12 protein-coding genes and 1 pseudogene are annotated in these 17,083 nt (G+C 65.0%); 8 read left to right on the plus strand and 5 right to left on the minus strand.

Going from position 1 to position 17,083, the window contains the following annotated elements; translation table 11 throughout:
* Positions 1-107: 107 nt before the first annotated feature.
* A complete protein-coding gene (locus NQK35_RS05410; RefSeq protein WP_257113347.1) occupies positions 108-734 on the minus strand; it encodes a GNAT family N-acetyltransferase in 627 nt (208 codons plus the stop codon).
* A gap of 242 nt (positions 735-976) precedes the next feature.
* On the opposite strand from NQK35_RS05410, the gene NQK35_RS05415 reads away from it, so the two are divergent.
* On the plus strand, positions 977-4,714 hold the full coding sequence (locus NQK35_RS05415) for a hypothetical protein (RefSeq protein ID WP_257114814.1): 3,738 nt from the start codon (positions 977-979) through the stop codon (positions 4,712-4,714).
* Positions 4,715-4,888: 174 nt separating this feature from the next.
* Entirely contained in the window at positions 4,889-5,707 is an 819-nt protein-coding gene (locus NQK35_RS05420; protein ID WP_009213366.1) for a YbjN domain-containing protein, read from the plus strand.
* Between the two features lie 52 nt (positions 5,708-5,759).
* Here NQK35_RS05420 and NQK35_RS05425 read toward each other — a convergent pair whose 3' ends face one another.
* Positions 5,760-7,211 carry an alpha-amylase gene (locus NQK35_RS05425; RefSeq protein ID WP_257114772.1) on the minus strand — a complete coding sequence of 484 codons (1,452 nt, stop codon included), beginning with the start codon at positions 7,209-7,211 and terminating at the stop codon, positions 5,760-5,762.
* A gap of 180 nt (positions 7,212-7,391) precedes the next feature.
* Between NQK35_RS05425 and NQK35_RS05430 the strand changes: the two genes are divergently transcribed.
* The gene (locus NQK35_RS05430; protein ID WP_257113350.1) at positions 7,392-8,264 is read left to right on the plus strand and encodes an EamA family transporter; all 873 of its coding nucleotides are present in this window, start codon (positions 7,392-7,394) and stop codon (positions 8,262-8,264) included.
* Positions 8,265-8,335: 71 nt separating this feature from the next.
* Here NQK35_RS05430 and NQK35_RS05435 read toward each other — a convergent pair whose 3' ends face one another.
* Positions 8,336-11,260, minus strand: a complete 2,925-nt coding sequence (locus NQK35_RS05435) for an AAA domain-containing protein (RefSeq protein ID WP_373567027.1) — start codon at positions 11,258-11,260, stop codon at positions 8,336-8,338.
* A 121-nt stretch (positions 11,261-11,381) separates the two neighbouring features.
* Between NQK35_RS05435 and rmuC the strand changes: the two genes are divergently transcribed.
* Entirely contained in the window at positions 11,382-12,584 is a 1,203-nt protein-coding gene (gene rmuC / locus NQK35_RS05440; RefSeq protein ID WP_257113353.1) for a DNA recombination protein RmuC, read from the plus strand.
* 472 nt (positions 12,585-13,056) lie between these two features.
* Here rmuC and NQK35_RS05445 read toward each other — a convergent pair whose 3' ends face one another.
* Entirely contained in the window at positions 13,057-13,428 is a 372-nt protein-coding gene (locus NQK35_RS05445) for a type II toxin-antitoxin system VapC family toxin (protein ID WP_257113354.1), read from the minus strand.
* A complete protein-coding gene (locus NQK35_RS05450) occupies positions 13,425-13,619 on the minus strand; it encodes a type II toxin-antitoxin system VapB family antitoxin (protein WP_009213360.1) in 195 nt (64 codons plus the stop codon). The genes NQK35_RS05445 and NQK35_RS05450 overlap by 4 nt, the downstream gene beginning before the upstream one ends.
* 701 nt (positions 13,620-14,320) lie before the next feature.
* Here NQK35_RS05450 and NQK35_RS05455 point away from each other — a divergent pair.
* The 4 genes and pseudogenes from NQK35_RS05455 to NQK35_RS05470 all read left to right on the plus strand — a co-directional run.
* Positions 14,321-15,076: pseudogene (locus NQK35_RS05455) on the plus strand (IS3 family transposase); the annotation flags it as partial.
* A gap of 212 nt (positions 15,077-15,288) precedes the next feature.
* Positions 15,289-15,747 carry a DUF1440 domain-containing protein gene (locus NQK35_RS05460; RefSeq protein WP_246823576.1) on the plus strand — a complete coding sequence of 153 codons (459 nt, stop codon included), beginning with the start codon at positions 15,289-15,291 and terminating at the stop codon, positions 15,745-15,747.
* Between the two features lie 14 nt (positions 15,748-15,761).
* Positions 15,762-16,505, plus strand: coding sequence for a Crp/Fnr family transcriptional regulator (locus tag NQK35_RS05465; RefSeq protein WP_257113356.1), 744 nt, complete (start codon positions 15,762-15,764; stop codon positions 16,503-16,505).
* Positions 16,506-16,938: 433 nt separating this feature from the next.
* Positions 16,939-17,067: a hypothetical protein gene (locus NQK35_RS05470; RefSeq protein ID WP_257113358.1), complete on the plus strand. Its 129-nt coding sequence runs from the start codon at positions 16,939-16,941 to the stop codon at positions 17,065-17,067.
* The last annotated feature ends 16 nt before the right edge of the window (positions 17,068-17,083 follow it).

The raw sequence follows: 17,083 nt of genomic DNA on the forward strand, positions 1-17,083 counted from the left end.
CACTGAGGCTCACGCCGCGGCCGCTTCACGCCGAGAAGCGGAGGACTCGACCACGCCTCCCACCCGGCCGGGCACGAGGACGGGATCCGCCGCGGGGACGGGATCCGTCAGAGCCTCTCGGCTTTCCGCTGAAACGCCCAGATCGGGCAGCTGCGCTCCCGCATCGTGACGTCCACGCGATCAAGAAGCTCACACCCACCGTTGAGGTAGAAGCGAGCATTCGACTCGGTCGAGGTCACGAAGCCGTAGGCATGGCCCCCCTTCCTCGCAACAAAGTCGGGGAGAACCTCGGAGACAAGCCACCGTCCGACTCCACGCCCACGCATCGTCTTGTCCACCGAGAGAATCTCGAGGTACCAGTCGAAGTCCCCGTTGTCGATGGCAATCTGGTCGGCCCGGTTGGTCACGTTCGCGAAGTCGGCGATGAGTCGCGGGGTGGCGTAGCGAAAGAGCTCGTATCCACCGCTTGTGATGTTGCTGGCAAATCCGACCTTGCGATCATGCACGAGCGCCGTCGCGACGATTCGCCCGCCCGTCTCAACGACGAAGGCGTTGCGCGAGCGTTGGTAGGCGCAGGCAAGCATGCGGTTGAGCGCGGTCAAGCACTGCGGGTATTGCTCCGGGTGGTAGAGGTAGGGTTTGAGCATGATGTGCAGCGGGTAGTCCAGAAATCCCTCTGTGACAATTCGTGTTATCTCGGGGATATCCTCGCGCGTGGCGGGGCGACACCTCATGGGGCACCTCCTGAGTAGGCGGCTGGCGACAACGTCAGTCGTCTTTCAATTCCTGACCGTGGGTAGACATCAGTCATACTACGCGACACAGTTGGATCTCACCTTGTCAGAAGAGCCTCTTTCTCTTTGCCAGCAGCTCACACCTTCCTTGACAGCCGGTCAGTGAATCTCGCGTTGAGATTCCTCGTTGCTTTGTATCCACGAACGGACGATAATCGAGTGACTCATATCAGGAGGACTGCATGCGATTCTCTCGCGCCCTGTGCGCCGTGCTCGGGGCATGGCTCATCGTGTTGGTGGCGCCGACAGCCACGCGCGCTGCCGACGTACCTACTCTCTCCGAAGCGTATGTCGTGACCAAGGATGGGCAGCTCGTCGATACGCTGACCGTGGTCGATCCTTCGCGCACGATGAGCGAGTCCATCTGTGAGCCTCGCGTCGGCAGCTCGGCGGCACACCACGTCGAGTTCGTGACCCGCGCTGACGCGTCAGTCTGTCACATGCAGTTGATGTACAGCCGCGCCCAGGACGAGTCGGAATTTACGGTCCAGGACTCGGGCGAGTTTGTGCTGACCGCCCGAACGGACCAGACCCTATCTGAGTACCGCAAGATCTTCGGTTCCTCTCTTGCCCTTGCTTCGGTCTCCCTGAGCATCGAGGGACAGGTGAAGTCGGCGACATCCGGGGCTGCAACCTCGGCAACGACCTACGAGAACAGGTCGTTGTCCGTCTCGACCTGGTCCGATCCGGTTCCTCAGGTGATCACCGTCAACGGGTCCTTGAGCGCCGGAGGCAATCCCGCCGCCGTCTCGGGTGCCAGCGGGTTGAAGGACCCGTGGGGTGCTACTCCCGTGCCCGGAGGGGCGGCTTCCGCTGATCCCGCGGCTTCCCCAGGTTCGACCGCATCCGCCTCGTCGGAAGCTGGCGGCCCTTCTGTCGTTCTGCTGGTTGCTTTGATCGTCGGTTTGATCCTTGTTGTCCTCATCGGGGTCATCGCCTTCTACGCGGTGCGCGCGCGCAGGTCGAAGGGCGGCTCCTCCGACGCGAAGGACTCGTTACCTGCGTCGCATGTCCGCCGTCCGTCCTCGTCGAGTAGGAGCGAGGCGGAAGACTCCTCAGCTGCCGCTCCAGCCGCAGCCTTTGCTCCTCCGTCCCATTCCTCCTCCGGGTCCGCGACACCGGCAGATTCACGTGCCGTGACATCGGTCGCTCCCGAGTATCCAGAGCGGAGCTACGCGCCCGCACCGGTTCCGTCGTCCTATCCGCAGCCGACCCCTCCCTCACGCCAGCCTGTCCGGGAACCCGCGCCCACGGCGCTCCCCGAGCCCGCGCATGAGCCTCCGGCCGCGTCCGCGGCGCTCCCCTGGCCCGCGCACGAGGATCCGGACGCGCCCACCGTCGTTCCCGAACCCGCACGCGAGACGACGCCCGTTCCGATCCCCAAGCCCCCGGCTCCGCCCGCGCCTAGCACCCCCAGCGATGTTCCCCCACCGGTGCCCGCGCCCCGGCGGAGCGTGACGCCCGTTCCGATCCCCGAGCCGCCGACCCCACCCGCGGCCACGGCAGTCCCCAGGCCCGCGCGCGACGCGATACCGGCTCCGGTGCCCGAGTCGGCGCCTGCCCTGCCTACAGATGTCCCCCCGCCGGTGCCCGCGCCCACGAGTGTGCCTGCGCCCTCGGACGAGCAGGCTCCCATTGCTGTGCCCGAGGCTCCGGCGGCGCCCGACGCCACGGCAGTCCCCGGGCCCGCCCGCGACGCGATGCCGGCTCCGACACCGGAACCCGCGCCGATCCCCGCTCCCGAGCCTGACCTTACGCTCATCGAGGATGCGGCTCCCCAACCGAAGCCTGAGCCGACCCCCGCTGACGCGTCGTCTGAGGCAACGCCTGCCCCAATGCGGGTGCCCATGCCTCCCATGAGGATTCGTCCGCGCGGTGGGCACCGGCCCGCTGTCTTCCCGGAGCGTCCCACGCGTCCGGTCCCACAACCTCCGGCTTCCTCCTCTGCCCCCGACAGCGGGCAGGTTGACTCGGGCGCGGGAGAATCGACGCAAGCAGCCCTCCCTCCGGCTGTGCCGCTTCCACGCAGGTCGCGTTCGGCCCGCCCCGCCGTGGAGCCGGCCGTCCTTTCGCCGCATGACGGGGATCCGCAGATCAGGTCCGAGGGTGGCGCGCGCGCGGAGGCTGGCGGCTCTGCCTCGCGTCCGGAGTCTTCCGTGCCCCCACCGGCAATTCCGGATGCGGAGACAGAAACGACGCTGCTCCCCACGATCGGCAGGGACAACTTCGCTGAGGGTGGGCTCATTCCTCCGCCGGTTCCCACCCCCGCCCCGGCAGGAGCGCCCGAAGCGTTCGCCGAGCCCGAACCTGTGGTCGAGCCCGAACCCGAGCCCACGCCCGCGGCCGAGGCTCCCCTGGCTCCTCCGCCTTCGCCCGCGCCGGTCTACGAGCCCACTCCGGTCTACCGACCCGAGCCCCTCCTCGAAGCCGAATCGGTCGTCGCCCCCGAACCGGTGGTCGAGCCTGAACCCGAACCTGTGGTCGAGCCTGAGCCTGAACCTGTGGTCGAGCCTGAACCTGTGGTCGAGCCTGAACCGGTGGTCGAACCCGAACCGGTGATCGAACCCGACGCCGCGCCGGAACACGGTGACACCTTCGAACCCGAACCCACGCCCGCGCCCGCGCCCGCGGCCGAGCCACCCCTGGCTCCTCCGCCTTCGCCCGCGCCGGTCTACGAGCCCGCGCCGGTCTACGAGCCCGCGCCGGTCTACCGACCCGAGCCCCTCCTCGAAGCCGAATCGGTCGTCGCCCCCGAACCGGTGGTCGAGCCTGAACCCGAACCTGTGGTCGAGCCTGAGCCTGAACCGGTGGTCGAGCCTGAACCGGTGGTCGAGCCTGAACCTGAACCGGTGATCGAACCCGACGCCACGCCGGAACACGGTGACACCTTCGAGTCCAAGCCCGCGCCCGCGCCCGAGCCACCCCTGGCTCCTCCGCCTTCGCCCGCGCCGGTCTACGAGCCCACTCCGGTCTACCGACCCGAGCCCCTCCTCGAACCCGAGTCGGTCGTCGCCCCCGAACCTGTGGTCGAGCCTGAGCCCGAACCGGTGGTCGAACCCGAACCGGTGGTCGAACCCGACGCCGCGCCGGAACACGGTGACACCTTCGAACCCGAACCCACGCCCGCGGCCGAGGCTCCCCTGGCTCCTCCGCCTTCGCCCGCGCCGGTCTACGAGCCCACTCCGGTCTACCGACCCGAGCCCCTCCTCGAAGCCGAATCGGTCGTCGCCCCCGAACCTGTGGTCGAGCCTGAGCCCGAACCGGTGGTCGAACCCGAGCCGACGCCAGTCGCCGAGCCACCCCTGGCTCCTTCTCCCGCGCCGGAAGTGGAGCCGGAGCCAACCGTCGCCTCGTCGATGACGTTTGACGATGCCGCGGAGATGCCCACGGCTCAGCTGCCTCGCGTCCGCCGAAACACGACGTTCGATTGGTCGTCCTCCGAGGCAGGCTCCCCCGCCCCGGAATCGCACGAGCAGACTCCGTCATTCGTGGAGGAGCCACCCGTGGCCCCTCGCGCGCACGAGGAGACGCCCACCTCCGGCGCTTCGTATGCTCCGATCCAGCCGGCTTCCGCTCCCGCCGCACCCCCCGCAGCCGAGCCGTTCGCTCCGGTCGTACCACAGACCCCGGTCGCACCGCAGACTTCGCCGCCCGCTCAGGCCCCCGCGTCGCCCGCCCCCGTTCAGGAGGACTGGAACGCAGAGTTCTCGTGGAACGAGGAAGCCAAGCGCGAGCAGGAAGGCGAATCCAAGCGCCGTCGGCGTTGGGGTTGGGGCAGGCGCAAGAAGAAGCAGGCCGCACCCGAGCCAACCACGCCCGAGGTCAACGAGCAGACGCCCTCCGATCGCGTTCCGATCATCGCCATCGACGCCCAGGATGACGACTGGAACGACTGGCAGAACTGGAACTCGAGAAGCTAGCTCAAAGCGCCGAGGGGCCGCCGAGGACACTGGCCGGGTCACTGCGCCGCCTCCGGGGATCTTGCGCGCGGCGGACACGGTCTTGCCGAGGGGAACGAGCGCGGCGTGCCGCGCGCACCCTGTTATGCTTGTGACCAGGTACTCAGATTCTCGCCTCGATATGAAGGAGCTGCCGTGGATTCGCGTTCGTCGCTCATCGCCCAGATCAACGCCCTGCACGATGAGAAGGAACATCAGAAGATCATCGCCCTCATCGAAGGCCAGCCCCCCTCGTCCTTGGACTACGAGCTCACGAGCCTCTTGGCCCGCGCGTACATCAACTACGCGCAGCCCTACATGGATTCCTTCCGCGAGCACATCAAGCACGCGATCGAGCTGCTGCGCAGCGTCGAGGCGGAAGGCATGGCGGACCCCCAGTGGTACTACAGGATCGGGACTGCCCTGTACTGGCAGGACGAAGAGGAGAACGCCCTGACCTACCTGGAACAGTGCGTCGCCATGGATCCGACCAACGAGGAGGCCCCCCAGATCATCGCCGAATGCAAGCGCGCCCTCGAGCGCCGCACGGTCGTCCGTCCCCTCACCATCAAGGCGATCTCGGATTTCTTTGATCGCAACGACTACAAGTACGAGGTGGAGGACAATCGCCTGCGGACGGGTTTCTCGCAGGGATACTACGTGTTCGCCGTCATTGACGATGCGAGCGACCTGAGTCTATGGGGCGCGATTCGCGAGGATGTGTCGATGGAGCTGCGGCCTCGTCTCATCCAGGCATGCAACGACTGGAACGCTGCGGCCAAGTGGCCCAAGGTCTACGTTGCCTCCCTTGATGACGGAACGCAGCGGGTGTGCGCCGAGCAGTTCATCTCGGCGCGCTACGGCCTGACTGACGCGCAGGTATCGATGAACGTGGACCGTTTCATCGCCGCGGCCGAGGCGTTCTTCAAGGAACAGATCGAGCGGATTCCCGCCCTCGGCGGCACGCAGGAGTAGGGCGCAGCATTGGGAGGATCCTCGGCCTCGTGAGGGACGAGGCCGGGGTTTCCTATTCGCGCACGCGCGGGACGTAGACGCTCAGGCCGCCGTCGCTGACGGTTCCCGCGAGCATGCCTTCCCCTGTAATGCGCACGGGCGGGTGGCCTCCGATGATGCACTCCCACTCCTGGCCGGCGTGATGCTTGCCCACGTAGAGGTTCTTGTCGGCGCCGCGGCGGTCGGAGACGATGACGGCGCACCCGGAGCCGGGTGCTTCTTCCCTGCCCTCGCGGGCGAAGCCCACCACGTCGGGGTCGTCGAAGGCGTCGTGTTGGGGTCCCGTGGCGGCGCGGGAGCGGATCGCCATGAGGGTGGGCAGTTCTCGCACGGCGGGTAGGTCTCCGGTCTCGGGCGTTCCCAGGAGGTCGCCCCAGAACACGCAGGGGATTCCCGCCTCGGTCAGGAGGATGAGCGCGTAGGCCGCAGCCTTGAACCAGGGGGCGACAGTGGAGGCCAACGACTGGCCGGGCTGGGTGTCGTGGTTCTCCACAAAGGTCACCGAGCGAGACGGATGGGAGTGGGTGAGCGTGCCCTCCCACAGGCGCGACAGGTCGACGTTCCCGTCGCAGGTGGAGGCCTCGTGGAGCCGGTAGTGCAGGGGCACGTCGAAGAGCATGATGTCGGGGACCGCCGCAAGGTAGCGCTCCAGCTCCGTCACGTCCCCGTTCCAGTACTCGCCGACGGCCGGGAGTGCGCGTCCGGTCGAGGCTCGAAGCTCGGCGAGCCAGCGGGCGTAGAAGTCGGATCCAACGTGCTTGACGGCGTCCAGGCGCAGGGCGTCCACTCCGGTGGTCTCCACGTACCAGCGTCCCCACCGGTCGAGCTCGGCGCTCACCGCGGGATCTGTGACGTGCACGTCGCAGCCCATCAGGTAGTCGTAGTTGCCCAGTTCGGCGGTGACGTTGTCGTTCCACTGTTTGCCGTCGAAGAGCCACAGCCCCTTGCGCCCCGTGGCCGCGTCCCAGTCGATCCCGTGGAAACACGTCCAGTCCCAGGTGAAGTCCGAGTATGCGCCGGCGCGGCCCGGGAAGGTAAAGCACGTCCATGCTTCGATGACTTCGGGAGGGCCGGTTTCCTTGCGCCGGTCCTCGGGATCGATCGGTGTGGCGAGCACCTTCTCCGACGCGTCCGCGCCCATGCGGTGATTGAGGACGATGTCGGCCGCGACGGCGACGCCCTCGGCGTGGAGGGCCTCGATCGCCGCCAGGTATTCGTCCTTGGTGCCGTACTTGGTGGGCACGGTCCCTTTCTGGTCGAACTCGCCCAGGTCGTACAGGTCGTAGACGCCGTAGCCGACGTCGCGGATTCCTCCCTTCCCCTTGTAGGCGGGCGGGAGCCAGACGACGCTGACGCCGAGGTCGGCGATCGCCGAGGCGTGGTCAGCGAGGTAGCGCCAGTGGCTTGCGTCGGCTCGCATGTCCCAGGCGAAGGCCTGCAGGATCAGCGGGCCGGCCTCGTTCATTGACGAGGCCAGGGCCGGGTTCCTTGTCTCACTCACCCGAGTATGGTGGCAGGTTTGCCCGCCCGCGGGCGCCCGTAGAGGGCAAACAGTGGCATGGTAGACACGAGGCCGAGGCGGGCTTGCGCGAACGGCTGCGGTCCCCGTAGTGAGTGTGGGACCAGAGGCTCTAGAGTTGATTCCATGTGGATCGTCTTCGCCTGCCTGTCTGCCCTCTTCGCGGGGTTGACGGCCGTCCTAGCCAAGGCGGGCGTCGCGTCCACGTCCTCGACGGTGGCGACGGCAGTGCGCACGATCGTCGTGGCCGCTGGAGCGTGGGCGATGGCCGCACTCACCGGCGTCGTCTCCGGTGTTGCCTCCATTGACGGACGATCGCTGCTCTTCCTCGTTCTCTCGGGGCTGGCGACGGGGGCGTCGTGGCTCTGCTACTTCGCGGCCCTGACGCGGGGTGACGTGTCCCGGGTGGCCCCCATCGACAAGCTGTCAACGGTTGTGGCGATCCTCCTGGCCCTGATTTTCTTGGGTGAGCCAGTGAGTCCGTGGGGAGGCGCCGGGATCGTCGTCATCACGGTGGGGACGCTCCTCATGGTTGAGCCCGCTGACCTCGCGGCGCTGCCGGGAGCGCTGCGTCGGGGAGGCAGCTGGCTGGTCTACGCGCTCGCGTCAGCGTTCTTTGCGGCGCTGACCTCGATCCTTGGCAAGGTCGGTGTCAGCGGGGTGGACGCCACCCTGGGGACGGCGGTGCGCACGATTGTCGTGCTGGTGATGGCGTGGGGTATCGTCGTCCTCCGGGGACGCGCGGGCGAGGTTGTGGCAATCCCCTTACGGGAGCTCGCTTTCATCGTCGCGTCGGGAGCGGCAACCTGCGCGTCCTGGCTGGCGTACTACCATGCGCTTCGAGGTGGGCCCGCCTCGATCGTGGTTCCCATCGATAAGCTCTCGGTTCTGGTCACCGTCGGCGTGTCCGCGTTGGTGTTTCACGAGCGTTTCACGCGGCGCTACGTGCTTGGCCTGGGGCTCCTGTGTGCGGGGACGGTGGCCATGGTGATGCTGTAGGGGCGTGGCTCGGTTCTCCCCCGGCCGACTCGGTCCCCGGGCGGCCCTGTCACGCGGGGAACAGCCCGCTCCTACAGCACGCTACCGAGCGCCTCCCGAATCAGCTCGGGTTCGCCCGAACCGTTCGTTGGGAGGCGTAGCACGGGCACGCCGTACGCCGTCATGATCGAGTCTTTCAGCGCGTCGCGCCTGAGCTGTTCCTCGTTGTTTCCGTGAAACTCCCACCCGTCAACCTCGATCGCGAGAATCAGCTTTCCCGTCACTCGCGAGTAGACGCCAAAGTCCAGTGCGCTGGCACTGTAGACGAACGCACGCTGTACTTCGTTGAGGCGTCGCGTGTTGGGAAGCGCGTCCTTCAGGGGAACTTCCATCCGATAGCCACACCTCGAGTATCGCTGCTCCGCGAGCACCTCTTGGAGGCAGAGTTCCGCAGCATTCTCGGCTGGAGAGCGATTGCGGTTGGCCCACTTGACGCGCGCGTAGCGCTTAAGGGAATCACTGTACGCGTCGTAGAGGACGTCAAAGATCGACACGATATCCGAGTCGACGATGCTCGCCGGGTCGTACATCGTGATGTATTCGAGGAGGGACCTGATATTGCGGCTATGGCGAACACCCCCCTGAGTGGTCACCACTATGAGCCGGTTCTTCGCTCGTGAAACGATGACGTTTGCCATGGCATCGCAGTCGTAGAATTCGCGCGCGGCGTTCGAATCATCTGCGTTGAGGACCGTGGACAGGATGACGGTGTCCGCGCCCCTGCCCTGGAACTTGTGTGCAGTCTCCGCCAGCCAGCGCGCATGTCCTCCGCCGTTGAGGTCGGCACGGACGCGCTGCCCGAGACTCTTCGCCTGCGCACGGAAGGGGGTCACCAATCCCACAACATAGTCTCCGGACGGGTCCTTCTCGTCGGCCCCGATCCCCTCGCGAATAACCTGCATCTCCTCAAGTTGAGCGATGATATCGATCTCTCGCTGGGAGAAGCGACTGCCACTTGTCGTGCAACGCGCGTGGTTTCCGGGTGCCGCGTAGACGATCGCGAGTGGGTTCGGGGCATCCGGCACCGGGACTCGCATCGGGATCAGCTCGCCGTCGTAGTACATGCGGTTGCAGAATTCGATGATCGCCGGGTGGCAGCGGTAGTGCTCTTTGAGCAGCGTGCTGGGCACCGGCGCGCTGGCGGCCAACATCTTGGCGGAATCCAGCAGCGACACGGCGCGCACGTCGAATCGATTGTCGGGCGGTTGACGCGTGCTCTTGTCCCACCCTTCGAAGATCGGGCCGATCTGCTTATCGTCCCCAACGATGACGGCGTTACGCGCTTTGCTCAACGCGGCCAGCCCGGCTGGGAGCACAACCTGGGATGATTCGTCGATAATGACCCAGTCCAGCAGCGCGTGCGTGGCCAGGTTCGCGCGAATTGAGAAACAGGTGGAGGCCACAACCGGGTAGGTGCGTAGCAGGATATCCGTCTGTTCACCGAGTCTTCGCTCGGGGCTCAGGCGGCTGGGGCGCTGGCGATCGAAACGGCTCAGGAGGGCCGCGTCAAGCCGCTCCCGGGAGCGCCGACGATAGGCGGCACTGACCGTCGCGAGGCCGTGGCGGTCGGCGCGCGCCTGCGCTTCCTCGATGCGGCGGGTGACTTCACGCTCTCGCGCCTGGTAGAAGGCCGCCTGGAGCGCCGACTGTACGTCCACGTCGACCAGGTCAAGCCCCTTGAGGGAACCGTATGCGAAGTAGCGGCGCAATCGCTCGACAATGCCTCGCAGGGTCCGAGGGGGTATCGGCGCGCAACGTGCCAGGGCGAGCAGATCGGCGATGGTGGCAGAGTTGCGCGTCGCGATTGGAAAGCGGGAGATGTCAGGGATCAAGCGACGGCTCTCCTTGACCTTCTCCTCGAAGACAAGGCGCTCGCGCTGGGTCGCGGTCAGGAGCGCTCGCTGCGCCGGTATCTCGCGCGCATCCTCCCATAGGGATACGAGGTGTTCCTCGTCGGCCTTCAGCGCTGCGTCTTCGACGCGTGAGGGGGCACGAGACGCCCCAGGCCGCGCCTTCTGGATCCAGGTCTCGCGCCTTTGCTCGAGGATGCCCTCTCGCCGGTGGAACTCCTTGACGCGCTCCCTGTTGCCGATGTTGGCGACGAGGAAGCCGTAGCCCTCCTCCGTCAGCTTGTCGACCACATTATCCACCGCGGAGTTGGCGCCCGCGACGACGCCGACCGTCTTCCCCTGGGCGATGAGGGTTGCGATCAGGTTGAGGATAGTCTGCGTCTTTCCTGTTCCCGGGGGTCCATCAATGATCGAGATCTGGTGTGTGAGCGCTGCGCGTATGCCATTACGTTGATCAATGTTGGAGTGAAACGGCATGATGACCTGGTCTCTGGCGCCGGTTGCACGGTTGGAGGTGCCCGAGAGAAATGCCTCCAGGGCGGAGCCGCGGGGTACCGTGCGCATCCACTCCCACACGTTTGCCAGGACCGCTGCGGGAACCGCGTCTCCCTCACCAACCCACTTGTCGTAGCGTCCGCTCGTGTCTAGGCTCGCCCCTGCTCGCCTGGCTTGCGAGCGGACCTCCTCGCGCACGTAGTCGAGCGTGGCGGCGCGCTGACGATCCTGCGGGGTCGCGTACGCCGCACTGACCTCGCTGCTACCGTATCTCCTGATCCCGAGCTTCCCATTAGCCTTGCGGTATGCGAGCGTGTAGCGCACGTCGCGAGGGTCGTGCCTGGGTCGGAGCGTCCAGATGATCTCGACGTTCGTCCAGCGCTTCCCGCACACGCGTACCTCATCGAGGGCGTCAATGGCGCGGCGCTCGACCTGGTCGTAAATGCGTACCCTGCCCTCGCCGTACGGAAACTCCTTGCCGTCGGTGTAGGTGATGACGATACGCTTCCCATCGCGGCGCGTCTTCGCGACTTTCCAGGTGCAGTCTTGCCAGTTCGGAGTTTCCTTGTCCCGAATCAGTACGTGCATTGTCCTTGAATCGACAGCTTCCATGCCCCTCCCCCATGAGTTGTACGTCCAGGATAGGTCAGTGGTGATGCCTGCGATAGGTTGCTGGACACCCACCGGCAGGCTGCGGGACACAGATGAGCACGGTGCCTCGTATGGTTCCGGCATGGGTACTTCTCTCGTGTTTTTGGTGATTGGTTTGGTCGTGGGAGCGCTAGCCGGGTTCGCGGGCGCGGTGGCGCGTCGCGCATCACAACCGGGCGACGAGCTCGGCGCGCTTCGCGCGCAGGCCGCCGGATGGCAGGCGCGCGCGGAGGAACTGTCCCGCCGGGTCGAGCATGCCGAGGCGCGCGCGGCCGGGGACGACTCCGTCCTCAACGCGCTCGCGCCGGTTCGCTCGCAGCTGGAGCAGATGAGCCAGCGAGTCGATCAGATGGAGCAGGAGCGGGCGCGCCAGCACGGGGCGCTGGCCGAGCAACTGCGCGAGGCCGCCCAGCGCGAAGCGGAGCTGGCGCGCACGACGGCCTCCCTGGAGGGTGCGCTGCGCTCGCGCAGCGCACGAGGCTCGTGGGGCGAGGTCGAGCTCGCCCGAATCCTGGAGGCATCGGGGATGATGCCGCACGTCGATTTCGCCCAGCAGCGCTCGATCGGCGCGCTCACTCAGGGACGAGGCCTCGGCGCGGAGGGTGCACGAGGTGAGCGCGGGCGACCCGACGTGACGATTCACCTGCCCGGGCAGGGTTTCCTCGCTCTCGACGCGAAGGCACCGATGGACGCCTACCTGCGGGCGTGCGGCGTTGAGGGCAGCGGCGAGCAAGCCGAGGAGCGGCGGCGCGGCGAACTGGCTGCACACGCGAAGGCGTTGCGCTCCCACGTTGACGCCCTGGCCTCGCGCGACTACGCCCGGGCTCTGGGCTCCTCGCCGGAGCTGGTCATTCTGTTCGTCCCTTCCGAGGCGGCACTGTCGGCGGCGCTGCGCGCGGATGCGGCGCTGTTGGACGACGCGATGGCCCGCGGCGTGGCCCTGTGCTCTCCCGTGACCCTGCTGGCGGTGGCGCGCACGTGCGCGAGTGCGTGGGCGCGCACCACCATCAACGACCAGGCCGAGGACATCATCACTCTGGGACGCGAGCTGTACGAGCGCCTCGGCGTCGTCGCTGGCCACATGGAGAACCTGGGCAAGGCCCTGGCCAGGAGCGTGGATTTCTACAACAAGGCAGTCGGCTCAATGGAAAGGAACCTCCTGTCGAAGGCCCGCGAGGTCAGCGCGCTGGAAGAGGCCTCGAAGAAGCCGATGACCGCCGCCGAAATCTCCCCGGACGCCGCACAGGTCCGCTCCTTCACGAAGCCGGAGTTGACGGGGCAATAGGCCGTGTCAAGGCGACGCAGTTGTTGCTTTCCGCCATCTCCCGTTCCTCCTGACCGTGTGCGCGTGCTCTACGGGCTCCATCGCCTACGCGGATTCCCGTGGACCAGCGATCGCAATCGGTTGTTTCTCATCGTCGGATCCGGCAAGGCCTTTCGCTCACGCCTCAAGGTCACAGGAACATTCATGGGTACCAGGAGCGGCAGCAAGGCGAGGCGCCAGCCGCGCAGACCCATTCAAGACACAGATCACACTTGAATCATTCACGATTTTACGCGATCATGAGGGTTGTCGCGTCGGGCTTGGACCGGCGCAGTCTACCACGGGGACCCTCGCCACTGCGGTGGGGGCCCCTTGGTATTCCAAGAGTATTCCGCGCTTCGACACACGGACGGGCCTCTTACTCCCACCGGAAGCACGTGGCCGGGCCACACCCTCGCGAGACCCGGCCATTGCCTCGTCACATGTGCATACCTCAGTCAAGTTCCGCTAACACGCTCACGTCACGCGCGGCCTGGCGCAGGCGCTTATCGCGCGTCCACAGCGAGACGCCCGGGGTCACGACGACGCTCGCCAGCAGTGCCGCATCGACGGCGCTCAGCCCTCTCCCCCACAGCCGCCGTTCTTCAACGAAATGGCGTACCCCCTGATCGTCCACGTTGCGAACAATGAGCAAACGCTCGAGTGCGCCAAGGAAGATCAACCGGTCTTTCAGGTTGCCCAATGCCAGCTCGGTGATGACGCTCTGGTGCACGCACACCTGATCGCGCTCAAGCAGATCGACCAGGACTGGCTCGGTTGTGCGCAGGTGGTCGATCCACACGTTCGTGTCGACGAGGATCCTCATGCGCGCGCACGATTCCTCGGTGCTGCCTCCGCTCCCGGGTCGCTTCCACCGAGTGCGGCAAGTTGTCTCCCGGTCTCAATTCGAACGAGGAGCTCCACGGCGTCTCGAATCAAAGCCGAGCGCTCCGTGATCCCGGTGAGCTCCTCGGCGCGGGCGAGCAGGTCATCATCGAGTGTCACGGTCGTTCTCATACCAGCCTCCTCACTCCGGATGACATCAACCCTAGCATCACTTGATTCACTCTGCGATGCGCATGTTCTGCGCCCGAGACACCCCTCCTCTCCCCAGAGCCAAGCCGGGCCGCACCCTCGCGCGCCCCAGCCACTGCCTCGATCAAGAGAAATTAGACATTGAACCTGAATTCGACCACGTCACCTTCCGCCACATTTACCGTCTCTTTGGGCTTAGGCTGGTGTTGTTGACACTTCGTGAAGCGGGTGTGTGTGCCTGCGGAGAGTGAGGTGCCTGTTATGGGAACTCGTCGTCGTTTTACGCCGGAGTATCGTCGTGATGTTGCGTCTTTGGTGTTGGATACGGGGTCTACGATCGCGTTTGTGGCTCGGGATTGAGGGCTGGGTGAGTCGGTGGTGGGCTGGTGGGTCACACTCGAGCGTGAGCGACGCCAAGCGGTCAGCGCGGGTGGTCCTGATCCGCGTGAGATGGAAGCTGAGATCACTGCGCCCAGTCGGCGGGTGCGCGAGCTGGAGAAGGGGAATGAGTTTGTGGGAAAAGCCAGCGCCTTCTTCGCCTCTGGGCACCAAAACACCAGCGCTTTGAACTGATGGACGCGCAGAAGGCTTCCTACTCGATCGCTTTGATGGCTAAGGTTTGAGGGGTCACGCGCGCAGGCTATTACGCCTGGAAAAACCGAGCGTCCCACAGGGGCCAGCGCGCGCTCGTACGGCGGCGTTTGGATGAGGCGGTGGCCTGGGAACACGAGGTGTCGGGTGGCACCTATGGGGCTCCTCGCATCAGCCATGCTCTCATGCGTGCGGGTGTGGATGTGGGGGTGCGTGCGGTCGCCGCGTCGATGCGCCGCCAAGGTCTCACAGGCCTGAACACGCACCCGCGCCCAGCCCGACGCGGCCGGCGCCGACCGGTGGCCCATGAGGACCACTGCGCCCGCCAGTGGGATCAAGGCGCCCTGGACCGCGTGTGGATCACGGACTTGACCTACCTGCGCTGCGCCCAAGGCTGGGTCTACCTGTGCGCCGTGCGCGATGCGCACTCGCGCCGAGTCCTGGGATACGCCATGGGCGAGCAGCAAAGCACCGACCTGGTCATCACCGCGCTCGACATGGCCGCCCCCACCCGTGGCAGCTTCCCCGCAGGGGTCGTGCTCCACGCTGATCGGGGAACACAGTTCACCTCCCAGAAGCTGGCCGCCTACATGCGCGCCGTGCAAGGAACCGTGTCGATGGGGCAGGCCGGAGTGTGCTGGGATAACGCCATGGCCGAATCCTTGTGGGCCACCCTCAAAACCGAGTACTACTACCGACGTGCCTTCACCACCCGCGACCAGATCTACACCGGGGTCGCCACCTGGATCGAAGACTTCTACAACCACCGCCGCATCCACACCAGCCTCGGCGGCAAATCCCCCATCGAATACGAACGACACCAAGCGGCCTGGACAACAGCCGCATAAACAAACCGTCAACAACTTGCGCACAGGCCCAGTCGGGCTAGGGTTTTGAGGCCGAGCCAGGAGAAGAAGCCCATGAAAGTCACCCACTTTCTGGTGTGAGGAGGGACATATTTGTCTTATGTGTCCTGGTTTACTTTGACAGCTGTTTTGGGGACCTAACCTGGAGTCAGGCTTGAGAGTCAAGTCGATAAAACTAGTGAAGGAGTTCAATCATGAACGTAGAAGCTTCGTGCCAGATTGGTGTGAAAGGAACTGTAGTCCAACGCCTGTTGGCGGGGGCAATCGGAGGTCTGGCCGGTGGCATGGTCTTTGGAATGATGATGTGGAAGATGGGGATGCTGACCATGATCGGATCCATGATGGGGGTGGAGTCCGCGCTAGTTGGTTTTGGCATTCATATGATGATTTCGGTGATATTCGGGCTGCTTGCCGGGATTTTACTGAAATTTATGCCTTCCTGCCCCGGGCAGGGGATGCTGTTCGCCGTCGTTTTCGGTGTGGCCTTGTGGGTGATGGGCCCGCTGGTGGCTATGCCACTGATGATGGGCGGTGCCGTCTTCCAAATCACCCAAGCTTCGATGATGTCCTTGATGGGGCATGTCATCTACGCCCTAGTGACGCTTTTCGTAGCGAAGGCTCTTCTTCCTCGTTTTGCAGGCAAACGGGCATGACCTACTCTTGTAGTGTGAGCATCTCGGAAAACATGGAAAAGAATCTAGGAGGCCAGCCGTCACTTAACCCGAGGCACATGGCAGAGCAAGTACAGCCGTGTCTGCGGGAGGTGGAGTTGTTTGAACAGATTCCTCCTGCAGAGTTAGCTGGCCTTAACCAGATGCTCCCATTCAAGACCTTCGCTTCGGGGGACATGATTTACGACCCGCTACGCCCTTCTCAAGTGCTGTTCATCGTAAAAAGCGGCCGGGTTCGTTTGTTTCAGACCAGCCCCAACGGCAAAACCTTCACACTGGCGATTTATGAGCCTGGTGACGTGTTCGGAAACATGTCGATTGTCGGCCAACACATGGGTGCAAGCTACGCAGAAGCCTTAGAAGACAGCAGCATATGCCAGCTAACACATGAGCAGGTTGAAACCTATTTCCTTGCCGACCCGCGTATTTCTCAGCAGGTCACCGCCATCCTCGCTAGGCGTGTAAAGGAACTGGAAACTCGCCTCAGCGATTTAGCGCTGCGCCCCCTTCCCCAACGGATGGCATCTTTGCTGCTGTCTATCGCGCGGCCCTCCCACTTGCCCTGGAAACATGATCTGATTGTTCCCATGACCCACGAGCAGCTCGCCAATGTCGCGGGTTCCACCCGGGAAGCAGTCAGTAAGGCCCTGGCAGATCTGGCCAAACAGGGCATGATCATCCAAAAACGCGGATCGATCATTCTGACCGACCCGCAACAACTAGAAAGAACTCTTACATGAGTAGCCAACAATTACTTAGGTTTATAGGCTCTTCCGAGTTGAGTGTGGGTGAGTGGGTGTTGGTCGGGGGTTGCGGGTAGGGGTCGAGGTCCTTGATGATGAGCGGACTTGTACCCCCGCTGTCGTCAAGGACCTCGGGCGGTGTCTCACCCTACCTGCTGCTGCTCCGTGTCGCTTGATCGTTGTGATCGGTGTGATCTGCTCGTCGACTTGGAGGGCTTCCATCTGATGGGCGTGGCTCGCACCACAGATGCTCTGGTGCTCGATGTTGAGTCGTGCAACCAGCTGGTTGGCTGCCCGGGTTGTGGGGTGATCGCTCAAGGTCACGGGCGTGTGGTGGTGGAGGTGATCGACGCGCCTTGGGCCGGGGTCCCTGTGCGGATCTGGTGGCACAATACGGCGCTGGATGTGCCGCGAACGCACCTGCCGGATCGTGACTTTCATTGAGCAGAACCACTCGGTGTGTGCTCCCCGGGCGCGTCTGGGTGTGCGGGCGATCCGCTGGGCGATCCGACAGTTGCGCGTCGAGGGAGCCACTATCGTGGGGCTGGCCCGCCAGTGAGGAACCACGTGGAATA

It is taken from the genome of Schaalia odontolytica (assembly GCF_024584435.1).
In the GTDB taxonomy this organism is placed as follows: Bacteria; Actinomycetota; Actinomycetes; order Actinomycetales; family Actinomycetaceae; genus Pauljensenia.

Coding starts and splice junctions, on each gene's coding strand:
- NQK35_RS05410 (WP_257113347.1), bottom strand. CDS start 734: ATGAGGTGTCGCCCCGCCACGCGCGAGGATATCCCCGAGATAACACGA.
- NQK35_RS05415 (WP_257114814.1), top strand. CDS start 977: ATGCGATTCTCTCGCGCCCTGTGCGCCGTGCTCGGGGCATGGCTCATC.
- NQK35_RS05425 (WP_257114772.1), bottom strand. CDS start 7,211: ATGAACGAGGCCGGCCCGCTGATCCTGCAGGCCTTCGCCTGGGACATG.
- NQK35_RS05430 (WP_257113350.1), top strand. CDS start 7,392: ATGTGGATCGTCTTCGCCTGCCTGTCTGCCCTCTTCGCGGGGTTGACG.
- NQK35_RS05435 (WP_373567027.1), bottom strand. CDS start 11,260: ATGGAAGCTGTCGATTCAAGGACAATGCACGTACTGATTCGGGACAAG.
- rmuC (WP_257113353.1), top strand. CDS start 11,382: ATGGGTACTTCTCTCGTGTTTTTGGTGATTGGTTTGGTCGTGGGAGCG.
- NQK35_RS05445 (WP_257113354.1), bottom strand. CDS start 13,428: ATGAGGATCCTCGTCGACACGAACGTGTGGATCGACCACCTGCGCACA.
- NQK35_RS05450 (WP_009213360.1), bottom strand. CDS start 13,619: ATGAGAACGACCGTGACACTCGATGATGACCTGCTCGCCCGCGCCGAG.
- NQK35_RS05460 (WP_246823576.1), top strand. CDS start 15,289: ATGAACGTAGAAGCTTCGTGCCAGATTGGTGTGAAAGGAACTGTAGTC.